22 protein-coding genes are annotated in these 25,901 nt (G+C 63.9%); 10 read left to right on the plus strand and 12 right to left on the minus strand.

What is annotated here, in order from left to right:
- The first annotated feature begins 51 nt into the window (after window positions 1–51).
- The gene (locus AC25MA_RS09915; protein ID WP_028688717.1) at window positions 52–945 is read left to right on the plus strand and encodes a LysR family transcriptional regulator; all 894 of its coding nucleotides are present in this window, start codon (window positions 52–54) and stop codon (window positions 943–945) included.
- Here AC25MA_RS09915 and AC25MA_RS09920 read toward each other — a convergent pair.
- Window positions 942–1,268 (minus strand): ElaB/YgaM/YqjD family protein, encoded by a 327-nt coding sequence (locus AC25MA_RS09920; protein ID WP_028688716.1) that lies wholly within the window; start codon window positions 1,266–1,268, stop codon window positions 942–944. The genes AC25MA_RS09915 and AC25MA_RS09920 overlap by 4 nt on opposite strands.
- Window positions 1,269–1,418: 150 nt before the next feature.
- On the opposite strand from AC25MA_RS09920, the gene AC25MA_RS09925 reads away from it, so the two are divergent.
- Window positions 1,419–1,634 (plus strand): dodecin, encoded by a 216-nt coding sequence (locus AC25MA_RS09925; RefSeq protein ID WP_011531496.1) that lies wholly within the window; start codon window positions 1,419–1,421, stop codon window positions 1,632–1,634.
- 102 nt (window positions 1,635–1,736) lie between these two features.
- The gene (locus tag AC25MA_RS09930) at window positions 1,737–1,958 is read left to right on the plus strand and encodes a DUF1161 domain-containing protein (RefSeq protein WP_028688715.1); all 222 of its coding nucleotides are present in this window, start codon (window positions 1,737–1,739) and stop codon (window positions 1,956–1,958) included.
- Window positions 1,959–2,030: 72 nt separating this feature from the next.
- Here AC25MA_RS09930 and AC25MA_RS09935 read toward each other — a convergent pair whose 3' ends face one another.
- Window positions 2,031–3,035 carry an LLM class flavin-dependent oxidoreductase gene (locus tag AC25MA_RS09935; protein ID WP_028688714.1) on the minus strand — a complete coding sequence of 335 codons (1,005 nt, stop codon included), beginning with the start codon at window positions 3,033–3,035 and terminating at the stop codon, window positions 2,031–2,033.
- Window positions 3,036–3,187: 152 nt separating this feature from the next.
- Between AC25MA_RS09935 and AC25MA_RS09940 the strand changes: the two genes are divergently transcribed.
- Both AC25MA_RS09940 and AC25MA_RS09945 read left to right on the plus strand, forming a co-directional pair.
- Window positions 3,188–3,613 (plus strand): OsmC family protein, encoded by a 426-nt coding sequence (locus AC25MA_RS09940; RefSeq protein ID WP_028688713.1) that lies wholly within the window; start codon window positions 3,188–3,190, stop codon window positions 3,611–3,613.
- A gap of 75 nt (window positions 3,614–3,688) precedes the next feature.
- Window positions 3,689–3,922, plus strand: coding sequence for a DUF1161 domain-containing protein (locus AC25MA_RS09945; protein WP_028688712.1), 234 nt, complete (start codon window positions 3,689–3,691; stop codon window positions 3,920–3,922).
- Window positions 3,923–3,961: 39 nt separating this feature from the next.
- Here the strand turns inward: AC25MA_RS09945 and AC25MA_RS09950 are convergent, their stop codons facing one another.
- Window positions 3,962–4,375 (minus strand): PA0061/PA0062 family lipoprotein, encoded by a 414-nt coding sequence (locus tag AC25MA_RS09950; protein ID WP_028688711.1) that lies wholly within the window; start codon window positions 4,373–4,375, stop codon window positions 3,962–3,964.
- Window positions 4,376–4,430: 55 nt separating this feature from the next.
- On the minus strand, window positions 4,431–4,850 hold the full coding sequence (locus AC25MA_RS09955; RefSeq protein ID WP_028688710.1) for a PA0061/PA0062 family lipoprotein: 420 nt from the start codon (window positions 4,848–4,850) through the stop codon (window positions 4,431–4,433).
- A gap of 88 nt (window positions 4,851–4,938) precedes the next feature.
- On the opposite strand from AC25MA_RS09955, the gene AC25MA_RS09960 reads away from it, so the two are divergent.
- Window positions 4,939–6,009 (plus strand): aminopeptidase, encoded by a 1,071-nt coding sequence (locus tag AC25MA_RS09960; RefSeq protein WP_349738374.1) that lies wholly within the window; start codon window positions 4,939–4,941, stop codon window positions 6,007–6,009.
- Window positions 6,010–6,042: 33 nt separating this feature from the next.
- On the opposite strand, the gene AC25MA_RS09965 is transcribed toward AC25MA_RS09960, so the two are convergent.
- On the minus strand, window positions 6,043–6,693 hold the full coding sequence (locus AC25MA_RS09965) for an HAD family hydrolase (protein ID WP_028688708.1): 651 nt from the start codon (window positions 6,691–6,693) through the stop codon (window positions 6,043–6,045).
- An 86-nt stretch (window positions 6,694–6,779) separates the two neighbouring features.
- Complete coding sequence (locus AC25MA_RS09970) at window positions 6,780–7,328, minus strand: gamma carbonic anhydrase family protein (RefSeq protein ID WP_028688707.1); 549 nt, start codon at window positions 7,326–7,328, stop codon at window positions 6,780–6,782.
- A 66-nt stretch (window positions 7,329–7,394) separates the two neighbouring features.
- Between AC25MA_RS09970 and prlC the strand changes: the two genes are divergently transcribed.
- The 3 genes from prlC (at window position 7,395) to AC25MA_RS09985 (ending at window position 10,927) form a co-directional block, all read left to right on the plus strand.
- Window positions 7,395–9,482: an oligopeptidase A gene (gene prlC / locus AC25MA_RS09975; protein ID WP_028688706.1), complete on the plus strand. Its 2,088-nt coding sequence runs from the start codon at window positions 7,395–7,397 to the stop codon at window positions 9,480–9,482.
- Window positions 9,479–9,760, plus strand: coding sequence for a YheV family putative zinc ribbon protein (locus AC25MA_RS09980; protein ID WP_028688705.1), 282 nt, complete (start codon window positions 9,479–9,481; stop codon window positions 9,758–9,760). The genes prlC and AC25MA_RS09980 overlap by 4 nt, the downstream gene beginning before the upstream one ends.
- Window positions 9,761–9,871: 111 nt before the next feature.
- Window positions 9,872–10,927 (plus strand): PA0069 family radical SAM protein, encoded by a 1,056-nt coding sequence (locus AC25MA_RS09985; RefSeq protein WP_486971987.1) that lies wholly within the window; start codon window positions 9,872–9,874, stop codon window positions 10,925–10,927.
- Between the two features lie 47 nt (window positions 10,928–10,974).
- Here AC25MA_RS09985 and AC25MA_RS09990 read toward each other — a convergent pair whose 3' ends face one another.
- The 6 genes from AC25MA_RS09990 to AC25MA_RS10015 all read right to left on the minus strand — a co-directional run bounded on the left by AC25MA_RS09990 (window position 10,975) and on the right by AC25MA_RS10015 (window position 24,627).
- Window positions 10,975–17,694, minus strand: a complete 6,720-nt coding sequence (locus tag AC25MA_RS09990) for a S8 family serine peptidase (protein ID WP_486971988.1) — start codon at window positions 17,692–17,694, stop codon at window positions 10,975–10,977.
- 644 nt (window positions 17,695–18,338) lie between these two features.
- Window positions 18,339–18,725, minus strand: a complete 387-nt coding sequence (locus AC25MA_RS09995) for a hypothetical protein (protein WP_028688703.1) — start codon at window positions 18,723–18,725, stop codon at window positions 18,339–18,341.
- Between the two features lie 170 nt (window positions 18,726–18,895).
- A complete protein-coding gene (locus AC25MA_RS10000; protein ID WP_028688702.1) occupies window positions 18,896–19,426 on the minus strand; it encodes a hypothetical protein in 531 nt (176 codons plus the stop codon).
- A gap of 90 nt (window positions 19,427–19,516) precedes the next feature.
- Window positions 19,517–20,932 carry an HlyD family type I secretion periplasmic adaptor subunit gene (locus AC25MA_RS10005; protein ID WP_069015946.1) on the minus strand — a complete coding sequence of 472 codons (1,416 nt, stop codon included), beginning with the start codon at window positions 20,930–20,932 and terminating at the stop codon, window positions 19,517–19,519.
- A gap of 31 nt (window positions 20,933–20,963) precedes the next feature.
- A complete protein-coding gene (locus tag AC25MA_RS10010) occupies window positions 20,964–23,090 on the minus strand; it encodes a type I secretion system permease/ATPase (RefSeq protein ID WP_486971989.1) in 2,127 nt (708 codons plus the stop codon).
- A gap of 121 nt (window positions 23,091–23,211) precedes the next feature.
- The gene (locus AC25MA_RS10015; RefSeq protein ID WP_486971990.1) at window positions 23,212–24,627 is read right to left on the minus strand and encodes a TolC family outer membrane protein; all 1,416 of its coding nucleotides are present in this window, start codon (window positions 24,625–24,627) and stop codon (window positions 23,212–23,214) included.
- A 441-nt stretch (window positions 24,628–25,068) separates the two neighbouring features.
- Here AC25MA_RS10015 and AC25MA_RS10020 point away from each other — a divergent pair, with 441 nt between their 5' ends.
- Window positions 25,069–25,788, plus strand: coding sequence for a carbonic anhydrase (locus tag AC25MA_RS10020; protein WP_028688698.1), 720 nt, complete (start codon window positions 25,069–25,071; stop codon window positions 25,786–25,788).
- The last annotated feature ends 113 nt before the right edge of the window (window positions 25,789–25,901 follow it).

Genomic DNA, 25,901 nt, shown 5'->3' on the forward strand with positions numbered 1-25,901 from the left:
GCTGAAAACCGATAAGATTGCGCAAACCTGTCAGGAAAACTCACAACTCAAATGGCCCATGACCTTCCCCCCCTCAACGCCCTGCGGGCTTTCGAGGCGACCGCCCGGCTGAACAGTGTCAGCCAGGCTGCCGAGGCGCTGCATGTGACCCATGGTGCCGTCAGCCGGCAGATCAAGGTGCTCGAGGAGCATCTGGGCGTGGCCCTGTTCGGCAAGGATGGGCGTGGCGTCAAACTCACAGATGCCGGGGTGCGCCTGCGTGATGCCAGCTTCGAGGCGTTCGACCGGCTGCGCGGTGTCTGCGCCGAGCTTTCCCGCGATGCCGACGAAGCACCCTTCGTGCTCGGCTGTTCTGGCAGCCTGCTGGCGCGCTGGTTCATTCCGCGGCTGGGGCGCCTGAAGGCCGACCTGCCGGAGTTGCGCCTGCACCTGTCCGCGGGTGAAGGCGATCTCGATCCGCGGCGCCCGGGGCTGGATGCGTTGCTGGTCTATGCCGAGCCGCCATGGCCGGCGGACATGCAGGTGCATGTGCTCGCCGAAGAGTGGATCGGTCCGGTGATGAGTCCGCGCTTCGAAGGCTTCGATCGTTTGAAAGCCGCGCCAGCCGTGGCGTTGCAACGCGAGGCCGTGCTCCACACGACTTCGCGGCCACAGGCCTGGCCGACCTGGGCGCAGCAGCATGGCATCGAGCCTGGCACTTTGAGTTACGGCCAGGCATTCGAGCATTTGTACTACCTGCTGGAAGCGGCGGTGGCCGGCCTTGGCGTGGCCATCGCGCCACAGCCGCTGGTGGCGGACGACCTGAAGGCCGGGCGGCTGGCTGCGCCTTGGGGATTCTCCCCGACCCACGCTGCGTTGGCCCTGTGGGTGCCCCGGCGCGCCGCGGACGGGCGCGCCGAGCAGCTGGCGCAATGGCTGCGCCGGGAGCTGCAGCAGGTCGGCTAGTTATTACGCCGGCACATCAGGTAGGCGGCCAGCAGGCCGAGGGCGCCAACTGCCACACCCGCAGTGGTCCAGGGATGTTCCTGGGCATAGTCTCGGGTGGCAACACCGGTCTGGCGGGTGCGGGTCTTCACTTCCTCGTAGGCATCGCTGAGCAGGCTGCGCGAATGCTTGAGGGCGTTCTCGGCATTGCCGCGCAGCGCCTTCATGGTCTTGTGGGACTCCTCCGAGGCATCGTGCTTGAGGTGCTCCAGTGTCTTGAGCAGGCTTTCGATCTCGGCTTCCATGCTTTCCAGGGAGGTTTGGCGCAGGGAATTGCGTGGCATGTTGACTCTCCTTCGCGGTATGGGCTGTTAGGAATGCGACTGCGCGGCGCTGAGAAAGTGCAGTCGAACTTTCTCCTGCGCCGATCGCTCGCAGGTAAACCGGGCCTGCGCTGCTAGGCTCAACGGACTACCCAACCCAGGAGAGCACTCATGTCGGATCATCACACCTACAAGAAGATCGAGCTGGTCGGATCCTCCCCCACCAGCATCGAAGAAGCGATCAACAATGCCCTGGCCGAGGCCGGCAAGAGCATCAAGCACCTGGAATGGTTCGAGGTGGTCGATACCCGCGGGCATATCCGCGACAACAAGGCCGCGCACTTCCAGGTGACGCTGAAGGTGGGCTTCCGCATCGCCAACAGCTGAAACGAAGCTGGGCTAGGCTTGCCCGGCCTGATCGGGTAATAAGGTTGCAGGGCGCGAGCTTCGCGCCCTTTTCGTCTTGGATCTGTACAAGGAAAGCGATCGATGAAGAAGTTGATTCTGGCCGTGGGGCTGATGGCGTTGGCCGGTGGTGCGCTGGCGGCGGGCAAGCCGTGCGAGGAGCTCAAGGCGGAGATTGCGGCGAAGCTGGATGCCAAGGGGGTGAAGGGTTACAAGCTTACGATCGCCCCCAAGGGTGATCCTGCCGACAAGGTGGTGGGTACCTGCGAGGCTGGGACCAAGGTAATTGCCTATAGCCGTGACTGATTGTGGCTCCATCGCGGGGCAAGCTCGCTCCCACAGAGCGTACCCTGGAGCGGGCTTGCCCCGCGATGACCTTTAACCGGTCTTCAAGGCCTGAGCCATCAGCTCATAGGACCTGATCCGGTCGGCATGCTCGTACAGGTCGCTGGTGAAGATCAGCTCATCCGCCCCGGTCTGTTCCAGCAGCACCTCCACCTTCGCCCGCACCTTCTGTGGGCTGCCGATCATCGCCAGGCCCAGGAAACTGCTCACCGCATCGCGCTCATGGGGCAGCCACAGTCCATTCATGCTTTCGACCGGCGGGCGCTGCATCAGGCTCTGGCCACGGATCAGCGCGAGGATACGCTGGTACACCGACGTCGCCAGGTACTCGGCCTTCTCGTCGGTCTCGGCAACCACCATCGGGATGCCGAGCATCACGTAAGGCTTGTCCAGCGTGGTGGACGGCTTGAAATGGTCGCGGTAGATGCGGATCGCCTCGTGCATGTAGCGCGGCGCGAAGTGCGAGGCAAAGGCATAGGGCATGCCGCGCATGCCTGCCAGCTGGGCGCTGAACAGGCTGGAGCCGAGCAACCACATTGGCACCTCGGTGTCGTGGCCAGGTACGGCGATCACTTTCTGATCATCTGTACGCGGGCCGAGGTAACGCGACAGTTCCTCGACATCGTCGGGGAAGTCGTCGGCACTGCCGGAGCGTTCACGGCGCAGGGCGCGGGCGGTCATCTGGTCGGAGCCCGGGGCGCGGCCCAGGCCCAGGTCGATACGCCCCGGGTACAGGCTGGCTAGGGTGCCGAACTGCTCGGCGATCACCAGCGGTGCATGGTTGGGCAGCATCACCCCGCCGGAGCCGACGCGGATGCTCGAGGTGCCGCCGGCCAGGTAGCCGATCAGCACGGCGGTGGCCGAACTGGCGATGCCGTCCATGTTGTGGTGTTCGGCGACCCAGAAGCGGTTGTAGCCGAAGCGCTCGACGTGCCGGGCCAGGTCCAGCGAGTTGCGCAGTGATTGCGCGGGGCTCCCATCGGCGCGCACGGGCACCAGGTCGAGGGTGGATATCTTCAGGTCTCGCAGGTGCGTCATTGGAGCCTCCGCTTCAGGTGATTGGCCATGGCCTTCTGGACTCTGTATGGGCATATTCGCCGGATTCAATGCCTTCCTGCGGATTGATCTGAACTTGGCGTGGGCTTGGTCCTCAGAACCATAGACACCCCAACCCTGTGACAGGAGGCAGCATGAAGAAGACAGCATCGGCGGTCTGGCAAGGTGGCCTGAAGGATGGCAAGGGCCAGATCTCCACTGAAAGCGGCGCGCTCAAGCAAGCGCCCTACGGCTTCAACACCCGTTTCGAAGGCACGCCTGGGACTAACCCGGAGGAACTGATCGGCGCTGCCCATGCCGGCTGCTTCTCCATGGCGTTGTCGATGATGTTGGGCGAGGCGGGATTCACGCCTGAACGGATCGACACTCACGCCGAGGTAAGCCTGGACAAGCAGGCTGATGGCTTTGCCATCACCGCCGTTCACCTGACCCTCAAGGCCACCGTGCCTGGGGCCAGCGAGGCGCAGTTCCAGGAGATCGCCAACAAGGCCAAGGCTGGGTGTCCGGTGTCCAAGGTGCTCAACGCGACGATCAGCTTGGACGCCACCCTGCTGTCCTAGGCGGCGCAACGGCGGCGGTTTCCTGTAGTCTAAACAGCGTTGGCAGCTCGTCTGCCCTGCCCCAGGAGCCGTTCCATGATCCGCGTTGCATTTGGTGTGCTGGCTTCCCTGCTGGCCACCGCCGCACTGGCCGCGCCCAAGCCGTGCGAGGAACTGAAGGCCGAGATCGAAGCGAAGATCCAGGCGAACAAGGTTTCCTCCTACACGCTTGAGATCGTGCCCAATGCCGAGGTCAGTGATCCCAACATGATCGTTGGCAGCTGCGAGGGCGGCACGAAGAAGATCATCTACCAGAAGAACGATCGGTAAGGCTCGACGGTCGGGGCTGCACGGCAGCCCCGTCATCGATCAAGGAATACAGGTGACGTTGCTCGGCTCGTTCACGACCACCTTTCGGTTGGCGTCGTACAACAGCACCTGCGGCTGCATCGCCGGGGCCCGCGCCTCCAGGCGATAACGCTGGCCGGCCTTGAAATCGTTGTAGCGCACGGTGAGATAGCAGGTTCGCTCGGTGGGGTCAGTGCTGAAACCGCCGGAATAGATCTCGTAGTCGAAGCGCACCACCAGCTCATGCTTGCCAGGTGTCACCTGGAAGTAGCGGCCGTCATCCAGGCGCTGGCCGTCCAGACGGTCGGCCATGATGGTTCTGCCGGGGGTGATGGTGTAGAGATCGACCCAGGCCTTGCCTGGGTCAACGGGCGGCAAGGGGCTGGCGCACGCCCCCAGGGCACTGAGGGCCATCAGCATCATGGGCTGGCGCATGGTGAAACTCCCGCTCGCGGTTCACAGGTTACAAGCATAGCGCCGTTCGCGGGGTTCAGGTGCGCTGGCAGCCTGCCGGCTCGCCTTGGCCGATCAGTTTCTGCTGCTGGTCGTAAAGCTTGATCCAGGGGCGGAAACCGATACTGCCGGCCTGCATCTGATAGCGCTGCCCGGCCGTGAAGTCCTTGTAGGTGAGATTGAGCTGACAGTCGCGCCACAGCGGCTCGTCCACCGGGCCGATGTTGCTGGGCGTCACGGCGAACTGGTAGCGCACGGTCAGCTCGTGATTGCCGGGCTGCACCTCGAAATAGCGGGTGTCGGCCCAGGCGCGCTCATCAACCTGCAAGGCATGCAGCGAGTCGTTGTCACCCGGGGCCAGGTCGATCCAGGCCTGGTTCGGGTCGGCGCTGGGCAGGAATGAGGCACAACCGGACAGCAGCACGAGCGTGCCGGCGGCAAACAGCAGAGTACGCATGGCGAAGCTTCCCCTTTGCGAGATAGTCTTGGTCGCATTCGGCCGACGAGCGAGATAGACAGCCTCGATGTTTGGACTTTTTCTTTTCATGCGCTGCAGCCGTCGGGTTCTCGACCGCGTTTTCACCGGGTTGGTTCCCGTGGCGCTGGGCGTTCTGCTGAGCGGTTGCTCCAGCGTGAGCTACTACGGCCAACTGGCGGAGGGCCAGTGGCAGCTGTTGCGGGCACGCCAGCCGCTGGACCGGGTTATCGAGAGTCCTGCCACCAGCCCGGTGTTGCGCCAGCGCCTGTTGTTTGCCGAAAAGGCCCGGGCCTTCGCCAGCGCGCAGTTGAAGTTGCCGGACAACGGCAGTTACCGGGTCTACGCCGATTTGGGGCGACCGTATGTGGTATGGAATGTGTTCGCGACCCCTGAGCTGTCGTTGCAGCCGGTGACCCATTGCTTCCCCATCGCCGGCTGCGTGGCCTATCGAGGATATTACCGGCAGGGCGCGGCCCGCGGCGCGGCGGCGTTGATGCGCCAGGAGGGCCTGGATGTCTATGTGGGAGGTGTGGAGGCTTATTCCACCCTGGGCTGGTTCGACGATCCGATCCTGTCGACCATGGCCGGCTGGGGCGATGAGCGCCTGGCCACGGTGATCTTTCATGAGCTGGCGCACCAGCGCTTCTACGTGCAGGACGATACCGAGTTCAACGAGTCGTTCGCCTCCTTTGTCGAGCAGGAGGGAACACGGCAATGGCGCGCGGCACGTGGGTTGGCTGCCATCGAGGAGGTCGGGGCCCGGCAGCGCGAACAGTTCACCCGGCTGGTGTTGGCCAGCCGCGAGCGATTGCAGACAATTTATGCCGGGCCGTTGGATGAGGGGGGCAAGCGGGCGGCCAAGCAGGCTGAGTTCGAGCGGTTGCGGCGGGAGTACCGCGAGGTGCGGGACCGCGATTGGGGTGGGGATCGGCGTTTCGATGCCTGGATCTTTGCTCCATTGAACAATGCCAAGTTGCTGCCTTTTGGGCTTTATGACCAGTGGGTCCCGGCGTTTTCGAAGCTGTTCGATGAGGTTGGAGGAGACTGGGGACTGTTTTACGAGCGGGTCGAGGCGCTGGGGCGGATGCCGATCGAACAGCGCAAGGCGGTGCTTGGACGGTTGATGGCAAGGCCTTGAGATAAAGGGGCTGCTTTGCAGCCCCGATACATATCAGCCTTTGATGAACGCCTGATGCAACTCGGCCAGCGTCTCGAAATGGAACGCCGGCGTCTCGGCCTCGAGTTCCTCCCGGCTGCCGAACCCATAGCCCACTGCCACCGCCTGCACACCATTGCTGCGCGCACCGATCAGGTCATGCTTGCGGTCGCCGATCATCAGAGTCTGTGCCGGGTCCAGTCCCTCTTCATCCAACAGGTGGCGAATCAGCTCGACCTTGTTGGTACGGGTGCCGTCCAGCTCGCTGCCGTAGATCACCTTGAAGTGGTGGTCGAATTCGAAATGCCGGGCGATCTCGCGGGCATAGACCCATGGCTTGGACGTGGCGATATACAGGGTGCGGCCCTGGCCGTTGAGCGCCTGCAGCAGCTGCGGCACACCCTCGAACACCCGGTTCTCGTACAGCCCTGTGACCTTGAAGCGCTCGCGGTAGAAGTTCACCGCGTCCCAGGCCTTGGCCTCGTCGAAGTCATAGAACTGCATGAAGGCCTGCAACAGGGGTGGGCCGATGAAGTGCTCGAGGCGGGTCAGGTCTGGCTCGTCGATGCCCAGCTTGGCCAGGGCGTACTGGATCGAGCGGGTAATCCCTGAGCGCGGGTCGGTCAGGGTGCCGTCGAGGTCGAAAAGGATGTTCTGCTGGTGCATGGAGCTGTTCACTCTGCTGTTCATCTGGATGCCATCGCGGGGTATGCAAAGGTCGGGGGAGCAGGCTTGCCCGCCCCGCGATGGCGTCATTGCGGTCGGTCGTAGCCTTCGGCCAGGTGCTGGTCCTTGAGCTTCACGTAGTTGCCGGCGCTGTAGGGGAAGAACGCGTGCTCCTGCTCGCTCAGCAGGCGCACCTGTTTCACCGGGCTGCCCATGTACAGGTAGCCGCTGACCAGGCGCTTGCCCGGCGGCACCAGGCTGCCGGCGCCGATGATCACCTCGTCCTCGACGATGGCGCCGTCCATGATGGTGCTGCCCATGCCGACCAGGATGCGGTTGCCCAGGGTACAGCCATGCAGCATGACTTTGTGACCGATGGTCACCTCGTCGCCGATGATCAGCGGAAAACCGTCGGGGTTGAACGGCCCGGCGTGGGTAATGTGCAGCACGCTGCCGTCCTGCACGCTGGTGCGCGCGCCGATGCGGATGCGGTGCATGTCGCCGCGCACCACGGTCAGCGGCCAGATCGAGCTGTCCTCGCCGATCTCGACGTCGCCGATGACCACCGCCGAGCGGTCGACGAAGGCCCGTGCTCCCACTTTCGGCGTGTGTTGCTGGAAGGTCCGGAGGGCCATGATAGTGTTCCTCTGCAATGCCGATAGGCAGGCTGCCTGCTGCGGTCGGCGTCGATTGTAATTAAGATGGTCCCGTGTTTCTCCTGCCAAGGTACCCGAACCGTGAGTGCGAACAACCCGCTGCTGCAGTCCCATGATCTGCCGCCCTTCTCGGCAATCCGTGCCGAGCATGTGCTGCCGGCGATCGAGCAGATCCTCGCCGACAACCGCAAGGCCATCGCCGAGATCCTCGAAAAGCAGGGCAAGAACCCGACCTGGGCCGGCCTGGTGCTGGCGATGGACGAACTCAACGACCGCCTGGGCGCCGCCTGGAGCCCGGTCAGCCACCTCAACGCGGTGTGCAACAGCCAGGAACTGCGCGAGGCCTACGAGTCGTGCCTGCCAGCCCTGAGCGCCTATTCCACCGAGCTGGGCCAGAACCGTGCCCTGTTCGAAGCCTATGAAGCCCTGGCCGCCAGCCCCGAGGCTGCCGGCTTCGATGTGGCGCAGAAGACCATCATCGATCACGCCCTGCGCGATTTCCGCCTGTCGGGCATCGACCTGCCGGCCGACAAGCAGCAGCGCTATGCCGAAGTGCAGAGCAAGCTCAGCGAGCTGGGCAGCCGCTTCTCCAACCAGTTGCTCGATGCCACCCAGGCCTGGACCAAGCACGTCACCGACGAGGCCGCCCTCGCCGGCCTGACCGACTCGGCCAAGGCGCAGATGGCCGCCGCCGCCCAGGCCAAGGGCCTCGACGGCTGGCTGATCACCCTGGAATTCCCCAGCTACTACGCGGTGATGACCTACGCCGACGACCGCGCCCTGCGCGAAGAACTGTACGCCGCCTACTGCACCCGCGCCTCCGACCAGGGCCCGAACGCCGGCCAGTTCGACAACGGCCCGGTGATGGAAGAGATCCTCGACCTGCGCCAGGAGCTGGCCAAGCTGCTGGGCTACCCGAACTTCGCCGAACTGAGCCTGGCCACCAAGATGGCTGAGTCCAGCGACCAGGTGCTGAGCTTCCTGCGTGACCTGGCCAAGCGTTCCAAGCCGTTCGCCGCCCAGGACCTGGAGCAGCTGAAGGCCTTCGCCGCCGAGCAGGGCACTCCGGAGCTGGCCAGCTGGGACGCCGGCTATTTCGGCGAAAAGCTGCGCGAACAGCGCTACAGCGTGTCGCAGGAAGCCCTGCGCGCCTACTTCCCGATCGACAAGGTGCTCTCCGGCCTGTTCGCCATCGTCCAGCGCCTGTACGGCATCGAGATCGCCGAGCTCAGGGGCTTCGACAGCTGGCACCCGGACGTGCGCCTGTTCGAGATCAAGGAAGACGGCCAGCACGTCGGTCGCTTCTTCTTCGACCTCTATGCCCGTGCCAACAAGCGTGGCGGCGCCTGGATGGACGGTGCCCGCGACCATCGCCGCACCGCCGCTGGCGCGCTGCAGAGCCCGGTGGCCAACCTGGTGTGCAACTTCACTCCGGCCACGCCCGGCAAACCGGCGCTGCTGACCCACGACGAAGTCACCACCCTGTTCCATGAGTTCGGGCACGGCCTGCACCACCTGTTGACCCGCATCGAGCATGCCGGTGTGTCCGGCATCAACGGCGTGGCCTGGGACGCGGTGGAGCTGCCGAGCCAGTTCATGGAGAACTGGTGCTGGGAGCCCGAGGGCCTGGCGCTGATTTCCGGCCACTACGAGACCGGCGAACCGCTGCCCCAGGACCTGCTGGACAAGATGCTGGCGGCGAAGAACTTCCAATCCGGCATGATGATGGTGCGCCAGCTGGAGTTCTCGCTGTTCGACTTCGAGCTGCACGCCACCCACGGCGACGGCCGCAGCGTGCTGCAGGTGCTCGAAGGCGTGCGCGACGAGGTCTCGGTGATGCGTCCGCCGGCCTACAACCGCTTCCCCAACAGCTTCGCGCACATCTTCGCCGGCGGCTACGCGGCGGGTTACTACAGTTACAAGTGGGCCGAAGTGCTGTCGGCCGACGCCTTCTCGCGCTTCGAGGAAGAAGGTGTGCTGAACGCCGAGACGGGCCGCGCCTTCCGCGAAGCCATCCTGGCCCGTGGTGGTTCCCGCGAGCCGATGGTGCTGTTCGTCGACTTCCGGGGCCGTGAGCCTTCCATCGATGCATTGCTGCGCCACAGTGGCCTTACCGAGGACGCGGCGGCATGAGCGAGGTAGCCGTGAGCACGAGCAAACGACGTTTCATCGCCGGGGCGGTCTGCCCGGCATGCAGCGAGATGGACAAGCTGATGATGTGGAACGAGGACGGCGTGCCGCACCGAGAGTGCGTGGCCTGCGGGTTCACTGACACCTTGAACGAACAAGGCCTGTCGGTACCCAGCGAGCTCGGCACCCGGGTCAACCACCTGGCGCCCAAGGCGGCGCCGGCCAAGGTGCAGACCGTGCAGTTCTTCCCCAATCCGAAGCTGAAGAAGCCGCAGGATTGAAGGTAAATCACGCGGCAAGCGTGGGAGCGGGCTTGCCCCGCGATAATCGGTTGTAGCTATCCTGCTGAACCCGGATTACTGTATGCATGTACAGTAATCCGGGTTCTCATCATGAAACCAGCCCCCATTCGTGGCCGCGGCACCGCCGATAACCCCCACAACCGCTTCGCCCCGAGCGTTTCAGTGGTCGAGGACGATGGCTGGTACCAGGAAGTCCCACTCACCCAGGGCACCGAGGTGCGGATCGAGACGGCCAAGACCATCATCGCCCGCAACACCTCCCCCGACCTGCCCTTCGACCGCTCCATCAACCCCTACCGCGGTTGCGAGCACGGCTGCATCTACTGCTACGCCCGTCCTAGCCATGCCTACTGGGACCTCTCCCCCGGCCTCGATTTCGAAACCAAGCTGATTGCCAAGACCAATGCCGCCGAGATACTTGAACAGCAATTGAGCAAGCCCGGTTACGTATGTGCGCCAATCAATCTGGGTTCCAACACCGATCCCTACCAGCCCATCGAGCGCGAGCATCAGCTCACCAGACGCTTGCTCGAAGTGCTACTGCGCTACCGCCACCCGGTGACCATCGTCACCAAGGGCTCGCTGATACTGCGCGACCTTGATCTGATCAGCGAACTGGCCAGCCAGCGTCTGGTGCGGGTAATGATCAGCCTCACCACTCTCGACGATGAGCTAAAGCGCACCCTCGAACCCCGTGCGGCCGCACCCAAGGCGCGCCTGCGGACGATCCGCGTGCTGCGTGAGGCCGGCGTTCCCGTGGGCGTGCTGTGTTCGCCGATGATCCCGATGATCAACGACAGTGAGCTGGAGCACCTGCTGGAGGCGGCGAAGGAAGCCGGTGCGCAGAGCGCGGCTTACATGATGCTGCGCCTACCGCTGGAGGTCGCACCGTTGTTCGAGCAGTGGCTGCAGGATCACTACCCACAGCGGGCCGCGCATGTGCTGAGCCTGATTCGCCAGAGCCGGGGGGGCGAGTTGTATGACAGCCGCTTCGGTGCGCGGATGCGCGGTGAAGGCGTGTTCGCCGAATTGCTGGCGCAGCGCTTTCGCAAGGCGGCCAGGCGGCTGGGGTTCGAAGGGCGGGAGGTGTTGGCGCTGGACTGCAGCGCATTCTGCCCGCCGGGCGGGCAGATGGCGTTGTTTTGATCAGGATGCCGTCACCTGGAGGCTCGCAAGCCTCCAGGTGCCAGGCGTTAGCGCCAGTTGGCGGCGAGGACCGGCTGCAAGGCTTGCGCCTGCGCCGCGTCGAAGCTGGTAGCAGCCGCGCCGGGCGGCGCGAACGCCGCCATGGCCTGGACCAGTTGCTCGACATTGCGGTCCGACAAGTGCTGACCGTTACCGGCAACGATGTCGCGGACCCGGGCTGGCGAGCTGGCATACCAGTCATGCAGGGTGACCTGCTGCGCACTGCCGATACGGCTGATCAGCAGGTCATCGCCCTGGTGCTGGAACCACAGCTGTTCGGGCAGTACGGGCTTGCCGAAGTTCAAGGTGCTCATGGAACCCCGGAATGCAACCTCGGTATGACCTTCACCGACTTCCACATCGGCCATGCTGCCTTCGACCACGACGTTGTTGTGGCCTTTGCCCAGCTTGATCTTGGTGAACGACGATGACGTCTCGATGCGGTTGTCGCCATCGCCGACCACCAGCTTGCGGAATTCGCCTTTGATCGAGTTGCCGCCATTGCCCAGGGTGATCTCGGCGAACGAGCCCGAGCTTTCGACATGGTTGTCGCCATTACCGGCAACCAGTTTGTCGAGCCTGCCGTTGATGGTATTGCGGCCATCGCCCAGCGTGACGTCGGCGGATGAGCCGGTGGTTTCGATGAAGTTGTCGCCATTGCCGGCCACCAGCTTGTCGAGACTACCCTTGATGGTGTTGTGGCCGTTGCCCAGCGTGAGGTTGGTAGACGATCCGGTCGTTTCGATGAGGTTGTCACCATGACCGGCTACCAGCGTGCCGACCCCTCCCTTGACCGTGTTGTTACCATCACCCAGGGTTACCTCTGCCCGCGAGCCAGTGGCAAAGACCTGCTGGTCGTCCCTGCCCAGCAGGGTGGCTTTGGCCCCGCTGCCGAGCAGTGCCAGATGACGGCCGCCGCTGGCGGTGACCTTGGTGAACGAATTGCTTAGGTTCACCGCGTACTGGTCGTCTGCCAGGGTGACGCTGCTGAACATCGGCACGGTCATCACCGTCGGTTGGACCATCAGGTGCAGCACGGCACTAGTTTGGCTGCCGGCATTCACCTTGATATCGAAGGTGCCGGCGAGACCGGCCTCAGGTATCCCTGCCAGCGACGCCTGAGCCGAGTCGAAGCTCATCCAGGCTGGCAGCGGCGAGCCGTCGGCAAGGCTGACCTGGTAAACCGGTGCCTGGTCCTTGAGCGCCATGCCGAATAGCCCGCTCAAGGAGCCAGCGCTCCAGGCCTGACCGGCGACGATCAACTGATAGGCCTGCGCTGGTGAGGTGCTGGCCTGTGGCTTCGATGCCGGGGTGGCGTCGGAGGACGTGGGGTGTTTGAGGTAGTCGCTGGCATTGATGTCCGGCAGTGTCACCGGCTTGTGCTCGAACCGGTCGTTGTGGACCTCCTCCATGATCTGCTTGTGCCGGCGCCTTGCTTCTTCGACGATCGAGTCGACATCAGTGCTTGTGTGCAGGTCGACCGCAGGTCGATCAGCGATTTCGATGAGCGTTGGCCGAAAGTCGGGGATTTCGACAGGTCCGGTCGGCTTGAGCAATTCGTCCGTGCGGCGGTTGCTTTCCTCCATGATCTGCTCGTGTCGACGCCTCGCTTCTTCGAGGATCGAGTTGATATCGGTACTTGGACGCAGGTCGACCGTAGGTCGGTCAGGGATTCTGATTTCCGGGATCTCGATGGGCGATGGCCGGATGTCAGGAATCTCGACAGGCCGCGTCGGTACGCCCGGATGGTCATCGAAGCGCTTGCGCCAGTCGTCCGTGCCGCGATTGAGCAGGTCGTTCAGATCCGGGATCCGGTGATCCGGAATGCTGAAGTCCGGAACCCGGACATCGGGAATCTTGATGTCGGGACGCTCGACGATCGGCGTGAGCCGGTCGGGGATCTCGATGGGCTTGACCCGGTCCGGCAGCGACAGGTCGATCCCCGGCAGGCGGGTCGGCGGCAGCGGGGGCTGGCCGGTTTCCACCGGCAGATGGGCGCTGGCGAAGATGAAGTCGCCGGCATCGAGCTGGGCCACTTCGATGGCGTCGAGGTAAGCCAGGTTGACCGGCTGATTCGCGCCGCGCAGCACGTTGGTGCTCAGTTCAACGCCATGGATCTGCGACAGGCCATTGATGGTGCCGCGGTTCTTCTGGACGATGCTCAGCTCTTCGAAACGGGTGACACCGACCTGGCTCAGGTCGATCTTGTCGATGCCATGACGGAAGCCGCGCAAGGCATTGTGGTAGTCACTGGCATTGAGCTGGTGACTGATGATGAAGCGGTCCGAGGTGGCGCTGTCGTGGCTGTACACCTTGCCCGCCAGCGCGGCGATCAGTTGGCCGTCGGCGCCGCTGCTGAAGCTTACGCCCTCGCCACCGCCGCTGAGCACCACGGTGCCGGCGACGGTGCCGGTGTCCACGTTTGGTCGGCTACTGTCGACATAGTTGGCCGGGGCGACGAAGCGGTCCTGGAACTGGAAGTTCGCCGCGCTGATGTTGCCCAGCGACTGTCCGCTCAGCAGGATGTGCTGGCCGTTGCCCAGGTCGACGCGGACATCCGCGCCCTGCTGCTGCAGGGTCAGGTCGGCGAAGGTCTTGCCAGTGAAACCGACCAGGTCGATGACCTCCCCTTTTGCCGCTTCGAAGCGGTGCACGGTGTCCTGGCCGCCCTCGCGGCGATGGACCACGAAGAAGTCCTTGCCGTTGCCGCCGGTCAGGCTGTTGTTGCCTCGGCCACCGTCGAGCAGGGCATCGGCGTTGCCGGCCACCAGGGTGTCGTTGCCGTCACCGCTGATGAGGTTGTGCACGCCGTTCGGGTTGCGCAAGGTCAGCGCCGCGCCGCCGATGCTGGCCACGCCGGTGGCCAGGTTGACTTGGACATCACCGCTGACCGCCGCTGCGTTGAGCGTATTGCGCCCGCCCGCGGTGCCGTTGCCGGCGTCATCCAGCACGCCGCGGCTGGCCTGGCCCTGCACCGCCTTGAGGTACTCGTCGGTGTAGAAGTAGGTGTCGTCCGCACCGGCCTTGCTGCCATACAGGCGCAGGGCCCAGTTGTTGAGGGTCACCGGTTGGCCGTTGCTGGCGTCCTTGACCTCGAGGGTCCAGGTGCCGGCCGAGCGTTCGCCCCAGTCACGGGTGCTCATGAAGCTGTACTTGAAGGGCCCGGAGCGCGTGCTGCCCATGTCGGCGTCGCTGGCGCCGGCCATCCCCTGCGGCACCTTGCCGGTGCGGTCGAGCAGGATGCTGCGGGTGCCATCGGGCGAGACCAGGGTGACGGTCAGGTCGCCGAGGCGGCCGACGCTGGCGTCCAGGTCGATCTCCACGTGCTCGACGTTCAGCCCGGCGTCCATCTGCAGCGAGGTGCTCAGGCTGCCACCGCCGCTCAGGGTCTTGCCCAGGGCGCCGCTGCTGGCGCTGAACACGCTTTCGTCGGCACCGGTGCTGCGGGTCATCCAGCTTTCGGCCAGGCGTACGGCCGCGCGGGCGTCCACTTCGCCGAAGCCGTAGTCGTGGCTGGTGTGCATGCCGCCGCCGTTCCAGTTGCGCGCGCCGTTGTCGTCCCAGCGGGTGGCACTGTCGTTGACCCGGCGGGCCGACAGCGCAAGGATCTGCTGCACGTCGCGGTAGCCCAGGTTGGGGTTGGCTTCGAGCATCAGCGCGGCCACGCCGGAGACGATCGGCGCGGCGAAGCTGGTGCCTTGCATGCTCGTGTAGTCGTTGCCGAAGGTCGAGCCGCGCTCGGTCTCCACCAGGCGGCTGGTGGACAGCACGTTGCTGCCCGGGGCCGAGACCAGCAGGCTGGCGCCGGGGTTGGAGAACGGCGTCGAACCGATCTGCAGGGTCGACAGGTCGCCCTGGGCGTTGATCGCCCCGACCTCGATCGAGAAGCGGTTGTTGTTGGTCAGCGAGCCTTGGGCGCTGCCGCCGTGGGCGCGCTGGTTGCCGCCGGCGGTGACGATCACCGTGCCCAGGCCACCGCGACCGTTGTGCGCGGCATAGCGGGCGTTTGCCGCCAGGGCGCTGGCGGTGTCGATGGCGCCGTTCTGTAGGTTGCTGATGGCGAAGTCGTTCTGGAAGCCCCAGCTGTGGTTGGCGACGTCATAGTTGACCATGTTGCCCAGGCCAGTCAGGTCGTCGCCCTTGTTGGCCAGGTAGAAACCGCTGAGCTTGGCGTCATAGGCCACGCCCACGCCGCCCTGGTCGTTGCGCCCGGCCACCATCACCCCGGCGACCATGGTCGCGTGGTTGGAGGCCAGCTCTGGCAGCACGCCCTTGTCGCGCTGGGTCTTGAGCCAGGCCTGGTCGACGTTGGCGGCCAGGTCCGGGTGCTGGATGTCGAAGATTTCCGGCGCCGTGGCGAACTCGCCGCCCGGTTCGAACATGGCGATGCGCACGCCCTTGCCGGTGTAGTCCTGCCATACCGGCAGCACGTTGGTGTCGCTCAGGTACCACTGCTGCGCGGCCAGCGGGTCGTTTGGCATGCCGGCGTCGAGCAGGGTCACGCTGGCGCGCATCGGCGCGGTCTGGCCGCTGCCCAGGTCGACCACCGAGGCCGACTTGTTGCCCTGGGCGTCGATGATGCCGTACTTGAAACCCATCATGCCGGTGTAGCCGGCCAGCGGGGTGAACAGCACGTCACCTTGGGCGGTGAGGCTGACCGAGCCGCCGGTGGCATCGCCGACGTTGTCGATGCGCAGGCCGCCCTTGCTGTCGAGCAGCAGGTCGTTAGCCAGCAGGCTGGAGGCGGCGATCAGGTGCGTGCGCTGGCGGTCGAAACGCTGGCCGTCCTTGTCCAGGCGCAGCACATCGGCCACCGGCATGGCGTTGGGGTTGGACAGGTCGACGGCGGAAATATCGGCGAAGTTGAGCTTCTGGATATTGCGCAGTTGCACGGTACCGTCGCGACCGGTCACGTTGTCGGCTACCTGGTAGCCGTTGCTGGTATGGGTGATGCGGTACTCACCGTACTTGCCGTGCAGGGTGACCAGGTTGGTGCCGCCACCGCCGTCGATCTGTGCGTTGCCGTGACCGACCTCGATCACATCGTCGGCCGCACCGCCGTGGATGACATCGTTGCCGCCACCGGCGTGGATGATGCTGCCGCCTGCGGACGCGTAGATCAGGTCGCCGTTGGGCCCTGCATAGATCACCGCCTTGCCACTGCCGCCGATGAGCGTGTTGTGGCCGCTACCGCCGACCAGTACATCGTTGCCGGCGCCGCCGATCAGGGTGGCACTGCCCTCCCCACCCTTGATGAACACGCCGGCGCCACCGCCGCTACGGATCACATCGTCGCCGCGACCGCCCTGGGCAATGGTCAGCCCGGCCTTGGCCATGTTCAGCTCTACGCCCTGGTCTCCAACGATCAGCGCCGTGTCGCGGCCACCGTTGCCGTGGATGTTCTGTGGGTCGTCGCTGGCGCTGATGACAAAGACATCGTCGCCGGCACCACCGATGTAGGTATTGCTGCCAGCACCGCCGACCAGCCAGCTGCCGCTGGCCGTAGCAGTGAGTTGGTCGTTGCCGCTGCCGCCATACAGGTTGTTCACCCCAAGGGTCGTAGCGTCCAGCTGTTCGCCCTGGTTGCTGGTGCTGCTGTAGGCGATGGTGGTGGCGCCGTCGCTGTTTGATACCACGCGGATGCCATCGCCCTGGCGGGTGGTGGTGCTGCTTACCGGGTCGCCCAGGAAGTCCACGGCCAGCGCTTCCCGGCTGGCGCCGCCGATCGTGAACGAACCCCGGGCCAGCACACGGCTGCCATCGCGGATCTCGCCCGGCGTGCCAGCGGCGCGCACGTTGATCTGGGTGATGCCCAGTTCGGCCAGGGTCTTCAGCTCACCGCCGTCGACACGGGCGTCATGGCTGGCATCCACCCACACACGCAGCCGGTTCCAGATTGGGTCACGGGCATCGATGATGCCATCGCCGTTGCCATCCTCGCTGGCCAGCGCGGCGAAGCCATCCTTGAAACGGGCCTCGCCGGCCGCACCGTTCACGCCGGCCTTGCCCTTGTAGTACTCGGAGAACATCTGGCTGACGTCCTTGACCTGGCCGCTGCCATCGTCGATCACCAGCATGCCGGTCTTGCGGTCGGCCCAGGCGCTGCGCTTGAGCGTGCCGCTGTGGTCGGTGTCGAACAGCACGGCGTCGCTCAGGTCGGTCATGCGCACGCCTTCGCCGCCCAGGTCGAGCAGCAGTGGGTCGACGTAGGTGTTGCGGGTGGTCATGGCCGACAGGCCGTTGAGGGTCACCGCGTTGCGCAGGCTGAAATCGAAACCGCTGGTGCTCGGCTGGTCGAGGTAGAACTTCGACAGGTGGCTGTTGGGGCGGGCGTTCGGGTCCAGTTGCATTTCGCCAGGGCGGATGCCGCCCGAGGTCAGGCTGGCCATCTGCGTGGAGGCGAAGTCGGTCTTGTTGAGAATACCGCCGAGGGCGAACACGTTGTGGGTCGCGGCGTTCTGCACATAGCCGTTGCTCACGTCCTGGCGTGCCTGGTCTTCGCCCTGGATGTGCTGCTGTGGCTTGGGCGAGGCGTCGATGTGGATCTGGATCGACTGGTTGGTATCGGGCTGGACGGGAGTGTCGTCACCGGCACCGAACCACTGGAACATCTTGTAGGTGTTGTCCGCAGCGAAGCGCCTTAGCTCATTGGCATATTTCCATGCGGGAAGCATGTCCAATTCGGTGAAGCTGGAAATGTACCGACTGACCCCGGCGAGGTTCTGCATGACAGCGAGCCTGAGGTGCTTTGCGTAGGTTTCGCCTTGGCCCGGGATGGTCGAAACCTCGCGGTTGAGACCTCCCAGCAGAGGGGGGAAGGTATCGGCGATGGTGCCAGGCCATTGCCATGATTCGAGGCCAAACGCATCGACAGTCATATCCCGATCATCCTTCATGATGTCGTTGATCGGGGGGAAACCACCATTTTTTATGATACTGTCCGCAATATTCCAGGCGAGCTTATCGGAGCCTTTTTGAAATTCAGTGTCGGAAAGAGGTTTACCTTTACTTGCCGCCGCGAACTGCATTGACCCGCGGACCATCTGGTTTGGAAACTGACCATCATTCGAGTTGACGCTGATAGCTACATTCAACCACGTCTGAGCAGTAGTCAAATCGTCTAGCGCTTGAGCATCGTGAGTGATAGTTTTTTGCGCAGTCACGACCTCGAGCATATAGCGATACATGTCGGGGTAGCGTTTGCTATCGCGCAGGCGTGTGAGTTCTGACAGCTGCTCAGCTGTCATGTTTATCATGTTCATCCTTTAACCTTAATTTGAGTGCGTACGAGAGGATTCTCGCAGATGAGTGAGTTTGCGCTGGCGCGCTCCCTGATCGGCGAAAAGAAGCCTAATCATGTTATGTGTGTTTTCTACTCCTGGGTTTTGATGAAAACTCTGTTCAGAAGCTTGAGCACCGCATCGTCCATTTGTTTAAAGTTTTTTATGTTTCGACTGTATTGATAGTTCACGTCGAGCCCCTTGTAAGTCCTATGGGCTACCCAGGTCTCCACGATGGCTGTCACGTAAAATTTTTCACCGTCGGACCCCGTCAGAAGATAGGTGGCATCGTCATCGCTGCCATATATCGTAATGCCAGGTTCCTCGCGTGTTGGCTTAAGTGTTGCGAACGCGGCCATCAAATTGAAATATGGACCGGCCTCACGAATGCGGACTCTGATCTTTCGGTTACGCGGGGTTTGCTCAACGACTTCGCCCGTTGGGAAGTCCAATGTCATAAAAATTTGTGGCGATCCCATTCGTTCGAGTGTCCTGCACTCTTGATCACTCAGCTCAAGGTGCGCCAAGCGGGACGGCGCAGGACCCACGTTTGGCCTGCAGTCGGCGATAACAGTAAGGGGTAGACAAGCCGCCAGCAAAAAACAAACTGGATTTAGAATGCTGGGGCGGCGGTATGACTTGAGCCTAATCATTGTTCACCCTGGCGCCCGAGCATGTGCTCGAGCGCAGCCATTATGAGATTGTCAATTGTTGCAAAGTTCGTGAGTCGGCGGTCGTATTGATACTGGATCAACACCCCGCTATACATGCGCTTCGCAAGCCACGTATAGCCGCGTTCTTTGATAACAATGCGCGCGCTATCACTACCCCTGAGCAGATAAAATTCTTCGCTCGAGTCTTTATAGACATCCAGGTCGCCGATGCTTCGGATGTAAGAGGCCCCGTCAAGCATGCGATCTAACCGATGCGTCGAGTCGACATGGTATAGAAGGAGGTGAATGGTCTCCCCCCGCCATGCCGAGTCAACGACTTTACCTTCCGGATAGCTGAGGCGCATCGGGATGATGGGCCCATCAATATACGAGATCGTACGGCATTCAGCCTCTGACAGATTCAACTCGTAGACGGCATTGTTACGAGTGTCACGAAACGTACAGGCGATGCTGGCACTGGAAAACAGATACAAGAAAACTATTGGGATTAATCGAGCCGGCGTCATTGGAGTGATTCCTGGGTTGCCATATTCGGCGTACTTGGATGTTTAATGGATGTGCTCGAATTCTGGATAAGCCAGCCCAGGTCTCAAGCGTTATCGTTCCCGCAAACTTTCTTGCGCATGCTGTTGCAACGGACTCAGGAAGTAATCGATCACCGTCCGCTGATCGGTCTTGATCTCGGCGCTCACCGCCATGCCCGGCGTCAGCGCCACGGCCTGGCCATTGACCTGCAGGTGGTCGCTGGCCAGGCGGATGCGGCTGCTGTACACCAACCCGCGGCGTTCGTCCTCGATGGCGTCGCGCGACACGCTCAGCACTTCGCCCTGTACCGTGCCGTAGCGGGTGTAGGTGAAGGTCTCGACCTTGACCGTGACTGCCTGCCCGACCTGGACGAAGCCGACGTCCTTGTTCTCCAGCAGTGCCTCGACCTCCACCGGCTGGTCACCGGGCACGATGACCATCAACGCCTGGGCCGGGGTGACCACGCCGCCGACGGTGTGCACCGCCAGCTGCTGGACGGTGCCGTCGACCGGGGCCAGCAGTTGCGTGCGGGCTTCCTGGTAGCGCGCCTTGGCCAGTTCCTGGCGCAGGCTGGCGACTTTCTGCCCGGCGGTCTGCTGCAGGTCGAGCAGGCTGCGCCGGGCCTGGGCCACCACGCCCTCGCGGCGGCGGCGGGCCTCGGACTGCGCGGCGGTCGACTGCAGCACGCTGGCTTGCTGCACCTGCAGCTGGCGCTCCAGGTCGAGGCGGGCCTGTTCCTTGTCGAGGTATTCGTGGCGGGCCACGTACTGCTGCTCCAGCAGGTTCTGGTAGTCCCGGGCCAGCTGCGTGGCGATCGGCAGGGTCTTGCGCAGGCTCGCCACCTGCACCTGTGCGGCCTGGATCTCGGCGCCGCGCTGCTGGATCTCGGCATCGACCTGGTCGAGGTTGTTGCGGTATTCCTGGTACTGCCCCTGCAGCCAGCGTTCGGCATCCTGCACCTGCAGCGCGTCGGCATGCTCGATGTCGCCTTGCAGCCCCTGCGGAGGCTGGCCGCTGGCGATGGCCTGGAGCATCGCGCTGCTGCGTGCCACGTCGATGCGCGCGGCCAACAGTTCGCTTTCGCTGCGACGCACATCGGCGTCGGCGGTGGTCGGGTCGAGTTCGAGCAGCAACTCGCCGGCCTTCACGCGCTGGCCATCGCTGACGTGGATGGCCTTGACCACCGCGGTCTCGCTGGGCTGGACCAGCTTGGTGCGCCCGCTCGGCACCACCTTGCCCGAGGCCACCGCGACCACGTCGATATGACCGAGGCAGGCCCACAGCAGGGCCAGGGCGGCAAAGCCCATGATGCTCCAGACGAACACCCGCGGCGCCGGGTGCGGTGGACGCTCTTGCAGGGCCAGGGCGGCGGGCAGGAACTCGATTTCGTGGGCGGCGCGCAGGGGCGCGTCGAGCGCCTTGCGTTGGCGCCAGGCGTGCTGCCAGGCCTCGCGGTAGCGCTGCCAGAGGCTGGAATAGGCGGACATGGCCTCTCCTTGGTATGAGGTGGTGAGAGGATCAGCCCTGTTGCAGGCGGTGCAGCCTGGCGTAGTGCCCGGCCTGGTGCGCGAGCAGTTCGGCGTGGCTGCCTTGTTCGACGATCTGCCCACGGTCCACCACGACGATGCGGTTGGCATCGCGCACGGCGGACAGGCGGTGGGCGATGATGATCACCGTGCGCCCCTGGCAGATCGAACGCATGTTCTGCTGGATGATGCGTTCGGACTCGTAGTCCAGCGCGCTGGTGGCTTCGTCGAAGATCAGGATGCGCGGGTCGCCGATCAGCGCCCGGGCAATGGCGATGCGCTGGCGTTGCCCGCCCGAGAGCGAGGCGCCGTGCTCGCCCACCATCGTGTCGTAGCCTTCGGCGAGTTCGAGGATGAAGTCGTGGGCACCGGCCAGGCGCGCCGCCTGCATCACGGTTTCCAACGGGGTGCCGGGGTCGGCCAGGGCGATGTTCTCGCGGATGCTGCGGTTGAACAGCAGGTTGTCCTGCTGCACCACGCCGATCTGCCGGCGCAGCGAAGAGGCATCGGCCAGGGCCAGGTCCATGCCGTCTACCAGCACCCGGCCGCGTTCGGGCACATACAACCGCTGCAGCAGGCGGGTCAGGGTGCTCTTGCCGGAGCCGGAGCGGCCGACCACGCCGATCACTTCGCCCGGCGCGATACGCAGGCTGACCCCGCGCAAGATCTCCGAGCCGTCGGCACGGTAGCGGAAATGCACCTGGTCGAACTCGATGCCACCTTGCAACGGCGGCAGTGCGCTGCGGGCCGAGGACGACAGTTCGGTGCGGGTATTGAGGATGTCGCCCAGGCGCTGCACCGACACGCCGGTCTGCTGGAAGCTGGTCCACAGCTGGGCCAGGCGCATGATCGGCTGGGCCACGCGCCCGGCCAGCATGTTGAAGGCGATCAGCTCGCCGACCGTGAGCTGGCCGTCGATCACCAGGCGTGCGCCGAGCCAGAGGGTGGCGACGGTCACCAGCTTGCCGATCAGGCCGACGCTTTCGTTGGCCAGGGTCGACAGGGTCTGGGTCTTGAAGCCCGCGGCGACATAGGCCGCCAGCTGGTTGTCCCAGCGCCGCAGGACTTGCGGCTCGACGGCCATCGACTTGAGGGTGTCGATGCCGTTGACCGTCTCGACCAGGAACGCCTGGTTCTCGGCGCCACGGTTGAAGCTGTCCTGCAGGCGCTGGCGCAGCACCGGTGTGATCAGCAGCGAAACCAGCGCGTAGAGCGGCAGCGAAGCCACCACCACCAAGGTCAGCCAGCCGCTGTAGTAGAACATCACGGCGATGAACACCACCGAGAACAACACGTCCATCACCAGCGTGATGGCGTTGCCGGTGAGGAAGTTGCGGATGTTCTCCAGCTCGCGCACCCGCGCCACCGAGTCGCCGACCCGGCGCGCCTGGAAGTAGGCCAGCGGCAGGTGGATCAGGTGGTGGAACAGGCGTGAGCCCAGTTCGACGTCGATGCGGCTGGCGGTGTGGGCGAAGACGAAGCTGCGCAGGCCGCTCAAGGCAGTTTCGAACAGCATGATGCCGAGCAGGCCGATGGCGATCACGTCCAGGGTGGTCAGGCCGTGGTGCACCAGCACCTTGTCCATCACCACCTGGAAGAACAGCGGTGTCAGCAGGGCGAAGATCTGCAGCACGAAGGACACCAGGGTCACTTCGCCGAGCAGCTTGCGGTGCTTGACGATGGCCGGGATGAACCAGGTGAAGTCGAAGCGCGAGGATTCGCCGGGGGCCAGTGCTTCGCTGCGCATCAGCAGCAACTCGCCGCTCCAGCGTTGCTCGAGGGTGGCCAGGTCGATGACCTCGGGTCGCTCGGCACGCGGATCCTGGATCAGCACCTTGCCCTGGTCCATGCGGGCGATGATGAAGAAGCCGCCCTCACGGTCGGCGGCGATCGCCGGCAGTGGCGTCTGCGTCAGGCGCTCTGCGCGGCTCTCGACGCGTTTGGCCTTGAGCCCGAGCTTGCGCGCAGCCAGCAGTATTTGCGGGGTGGTGAAGGCTTGCTGGCCATCGGTGAATTCGTGGGCCAGCTGTTCGCCGGAGGCTGCCACGTTGTGGAAACGGGCCAGCATCAGCAGGCAGATCAGCCCGGTGTCCGGGGTGCCTGTTTGGTGTTCACTCATAACGCGTCCATGCAGGCTGGTATGGCCTGGTAAAGCCACCTATTTCAATAGGTTAGCGAAGTTTTGCAAAACTTTGTAATCATTTTGCCATCATCAGATGATTGTTATTTCATTCGATTGTTTAGCCGGCGACAGGCCGCCTGGCCTCTGGCGGCAGGAAGTCGCGATCCGGGTCGTAGTCCCGGCTCAAGTAGTGGGACAGCTCAAGCAGGTCCTGGGGGGCCAGGCTGCCGGCGGCCTGTTTGAGCTTCAGCGAGTCGATGATGTAGTCGTAGCGGGCGTCGTTGTATTCGCGCACGGCGCGGTACAACTGGCGTTCGGCATTGAGCACATCAGCGGTGTTGCGTGAGCCGAGTGCCCTGCCCACCAGGTTGGCCTTGAGCGACGCCTGGCTGGAGCGGATGCTTTGCTGGCGGGCCTGGACCTGTTCCACATCGGCGTTGACCGCGCGGTGCAGGTTGCGGGTCTGCAGCACCACCTCGCGGCGGCGATCCTCATGTTCGTCTTCGCTCTGGGCCAGGCGTTCGCCTGCCTCACGGACCTGCGAGTTGGTCAATCCACCTGCGTACAGTGGAATGTTCAGCTCCAGCCCCAAGGTGCCCTGCGCAATGTCGTCGCGGTAGCCGTTGCGGCCGAAGTCGGTCGGGTTGCTGTAGCCGAAACGGTCGTTGTCGCCCTTGCGATAGGACGCGACGGCATCCAGGGTGGGAGCATGTCCGGCCTTGCGTTGGCGATTGGCCTGCATGGCGGCATCAACGGCGTGTCCGCTGGACAGCAGGCTGAGGTTGCTCTGCACCGCCTGCTCGACCCAGGTGCTGGCATCGTTGGGCACCGGCGCCTGGACCGGCAGCTGGTGGGCGATGCCGGCGATCTGCGCATAGTCCTGGCGGGTCAGGCGGTACAGCGTCTCGAAGGCGTCGTCGACCTTGCGTTGCGCCAGTTGGCGGTTGGCGCTGGCGTTGTCGTAGGCTGCCTGGGCATCGAGCACATCGGTGATGCTGGAGGCGCCGTTGGCCAGACGTCCCTGGGCCTGTTCCTGCTGGCGCTTGAGGGCCTTGGCTTCGGCCTTGGCCGCGGCCAGCGCATCGAGCGCGCGCAGGGTATCGAAGTAGGCCTCTGCGGTTTGCAGGATGAGCGACTGTTCCTTTGCGGCGAGGTCCAGGCCGGCCTGCGCCGTACCGGCCTCGGCGGCCTTGAGGGCGTACCAGCGATCCAGGCGCAGCAGCGGTTGGTTGAGGTTGGCCTGGTAGACCATGCCGCTGCGGGTACGGGTGAGCGCGGGCTCGTCGCGCTGCAGGCGGGTGCTTTCGAAGGTGGCGCCGGCATTGAGGGTTGGCAGCAGCCCCGCCCGTGCTTGCGGCACGCGTTCGCTGAGTGCCTGGAACTCGTGGCGGGCGGCGCTCAGACGCGCATCCTGTTCGACGGCGTGTTGATAGACCTGCAGCAGTTCGGCGCGTTGCGGCTCGGCAAGCAATGGCGTGCACAAGATCAGGCCTGCCAGGAAGGTGGTGTGGATCAAGGTATTGCGGAGGCGCATGACGGTCCGTGTCTGGCGGTGACGAAGGACGCGCATCCTATACTGGCGAAGTGCCTCTAAAAAATCGGAAGAGCGACATGAATGTTGTCAGAAAGCTCGCAGTAGAGCGTCTCCTTGGGTTTTTGACTGCATTTCCCACGCGGCTAGGCGCCTGGCACGGCATGCACTGCATCAGCGCAACTAAAACAACCCTGTAATTTCACTCATGACCCTTGGCATCTGATGCTTTTTTGCTATTATCCAGCACTCCCCTCGCTCATCTAGAACGCCCGTTCTAGAGCCTGCGCAATTAAGTTTCAGTTAAGTTTCCTACGCTAGCGTGAGTCATGAGTCAGCAGTGACTGTGATTATTTACCCGTGCGCGTCATCTAAATCCCCGCGTCACCCCAATCTTTCCCCGGTAACATGGCATTCACTTTCAAACCGTCAAGAGGATGAATCATGCCCGTCAAGGACCCATCCAAGGTTGTCCCGGCCGCACCCGCCGAAAGCGCCGATGCCGCCCTCAAGCATATCGTCGACGGCTTCCTGCGGTTCCACACCGAAGTCTTCCCCGAGCAGCAAGAGCTGTTCAAGAAACTGGCCACCGCGCAGAAGCCGCGCGCCATGTTCATCACCTGCGCCGACTCGCGCATCGTGCCTGAGCTGATTACCCAGAGCTCGCCGGGCGACCTGTTCGTCACCCGTAACGTCGGCAACGTCGTGCCGCCGTATGGCCAGATGAACGGCGGTGTGTCGAGCGCCATTGAATACGCGGTGCTGGCGCTGGGCGTGCACCACATCATCGTCTGCGGTCATTCCGACTGCGGCGCCATGCGCGCGGTGCTCAACCCACAGTCGCTGAGCAAGATGCCGACCGTTTCCGCCTGGTTGCGCCATGCCGAAGTGGCGCGGACCGTGATCGAGGACAACTGCTCCTGCGGCAGCGAGCACGAAAGCATGCAGTTGGTGACCAAGGAAAACGTCATCGCCCAGCTGCACCACCTGCGTACCCATCCGTCGGTCGCTTCGCGCCTGGCCGCCGGACAGCTGCACATCCATGGCTGGATCTACGACATCGAAACCAGCCAGATCGAAGCCTACGATGCCGCCAGCGATCGCTTCCTGCCGCTGACCGCCGGCGAGCCGATCCCCTCTGCCACACCGAGAGGCCGCTACTAAGCGACCCGAACACGCTGAACAAGCCTTGATTGCCGGCTGCACCCAACGGGTGCGGCGCGGCCTTCGCCTGCCTTGAATCTCCCTGAATGCCTTGCCGGCAGACCTGCTGGCGG

It is taken from the genome of Pseudomonas sp. P65(2024) (assembly GCF_057480955.1).

What these genes read in the sequence shown, in the direction of transcription:
- AC25MA_RS09915 (WP_028688717.1), top strand. Translation starts at nt 52, where the DNA reads ATGGCCCATGACCTTCCCCCCCTCAACGCCCTGCGGGCTTTCGAGGCG.
- AC25MA_RS09920 (WP_028688716.1), bottom strand. Translation starts at nt 1,268, where the DNA reads ATGCCACGCAATTCCCTGCGCCAAACCTCCCTGGAAAGCATGGAAGCC.
- AC25MA_RS09925 (WP_011531496.1), top strand. Translation starts at nt 1,419, where the DNA reads ATGTCGGATCATCACACCTACAAGAAGATCGAGCTGGTCGGATCCTCC.
- AC25MA_RS09930 (WP_028688715.1), top strand. Translation starts at nt 1,737, where the DNA reads ATGAAGAAGTTGATTCTGGCCGTGGGGCTGATGGCGTTGGCCGGTGGT.
- AC25MA_RS09935 (WP_028688714.1), bottom strand. Translation starts at nt 3,035, where the DNA reads ATGACGCACCTGCGAGACCTGAAGATATCCACCCTCGACCTGGTGCCC.
- AC25MA_RS09940 (WP_028688713.1), top strand. Translation starts at nt 3,188, where the DNA reads ATGAAGAAGACAGCATCGGCGGTCTGGCAAGGTGGCCTGAAGGATGGC.
- AC25MA_RS09945 (WP_028688712.1), top strand. Translation starts at nt 3,689, where the DNA reads ATGATCCGCGTTGCATTTGGTGTGCTGGCTTCCCTGCTGGCCACCGCC.
- AC25MA_RS09950 (WP_028688711.1), bottom strand. Translation starts at nt 4,375, where the DNA reads ATGCGCCAGCCCATGATGCTGATGGCCCTCAGTGCCCTGGGGGCGTGC.
- AC25MA_RS09955 (WP_028688710.1), bottom strand. Translation starts at nt 4,850, where the DNA reads ATGCGTACTCTGCTGTTTGCCGCCGGCACGCTCGTGCTGCTGTCCGGT.
- AC25MA_RS09960 (WP_349738374.1), top strand. Translation starts at nt 4,939, where the DNA reads ATGCGCTGCAGCCGTCGGGTTCTCGACCGCGTTTTCACCGGGTTGGTT.
- AC25MA_RS09965 (WP_028688708.1), bottom strand. Translation starts at nt 6,693, where the DNA reads ATGCACCAGCAGAACATCCTTTTCGACCTCGACGGCACCCTGACCGAC.
- AC25MA_RS09970 (WP_028688707.1), bottom strand. Translation starts at nt 7,328, where the DNA reads ATGGCCCTCCGGACCTTCCAGCAACACACGCCGAAAGTGGGAGCACGG.
- prlC (WP_028688706.1), top strand. Translation starts at nt 7,395, where the DNA reads ATGGTCCCGTGTTTCTCCTGCCAAGGTACCCGAACCGTGAGTGCGAAC.
- AC25MA_RS09980 (WP_028688705.1), top strand. Translation starts at nt 9,479, where the DNA reads ATGAGCGAGGTAGCCGTGAGCACGAGCAAACGACGTTTCATCGCCGGG.
- AC25MA_RS09985 (WP_486971987.1), top strand. Translation starts at nt 9,872, where the DNA reads ATGAAACCAGCCCCCATTCGTGGCCGCGGCACCGCCGATAACCCCCAC.
- AC25MA_RS09990 (WP_486971988.1), bottom strand. Translation starts at nt 17,694, where the DNA reads ATGCAGAACCTCGCCGGGGTCAGTCGGTACATTTCCAGCTTCACCGAA.
- AC25MA_RS09995 (WP_028688703.1), bottom strand. Translation starts at nt 18,725, where the DNA reads ATGGGATCGCCACAAATTTTTATGACATTGGACTTCCCAACGGGCGAA.
- AC25MA_RS10000 (WP_028688702.1), bottom strand. Translation starts at nt 19,426, where the DNA reads ATGACGCCGGCTCGATTAATCCCAATAGTTTTCTTGTATCTGTTTTCC.
- AC25MA_RS10005 (WP_069015946.1), bottom strand. Translation starts at nt 20,932, where the DNA reads ATGTCCGCCTATTCCAGCCTCTGGCAGCGCTACCGCGAGGCCTGGCAG.
- AC25MA_RS10010 (WP_486971989.1), bottom strand. Translation starts at nt 23,090, where the DNA reads ATGAGTGAACACCAAACAGGCACCCCGGACACCGGGCTGATCTGCCTG.
- AC25MA_RS10015 (WP_486971990.1), bottom strand. Translation starts at nt 24,627, where the DNA reads ATGCGCCTCCGCAATACCTTGATCCACACCACCTTCCTGGCAGGCCTG.
- AC25MA_RS10020 (WP_028688698.1), top strand. Translation starts at nt 25,069, where the DNA reads ATGCCCGTCAAGGACCCATCCAAGGTTGTCCCGGCCGCACCCGCCGAA.